The 251-nt window shown below is 59.4% G+C and carries 1 protein-coding gene; it reads left to right on the top strand.

Annotated features, from left to right (window positions below):
* The coding region (locus A3764_RS01355) for a hypothetical protein (RefSeq protein ID WP_150122031.1) at nt 1-189 on the top strand (189 nt) is incomplete at its 5' end.
* Nucleotides 190-251: the final 62 nt, after the last annotated feature.

Here is a 251-nt window from a genome sequence, read left to right on the forward strand (position 1 = left end):
TTCGGGGCGCGCCCGCTGAAGCGCGTGATCCAGCGGAGCCTTCAGGATCCTCTGGCCGAGATGATCTTGGCCGGTGACGTGAAGGATGGTGAGACGATCCATGTCTCTGCCGGAACGGACGGTCTGATTATCGGTGATCGCTTGTCGACCAGTAATCGGGCCAAGCCCGATACCGCGACGGTTCACTGAGGCGATCTGGAGGAAAGATGAAAAAGGCCGGGGTTCGCCCCGGCCTTTTTCGCTGTCTATAT

The sequence above is a fragment of the Sulfitobacter sp. HI0129 genome (genome assembly GCF_001635395.1).
In the GTDB taxonomy this organism is placed as follows: domain Bacteria; phylum Pseudomonadota; class Alphaproteobacteria; order Rhodobacterales; family Rhodobacteraceae; genus Sulfitobacter.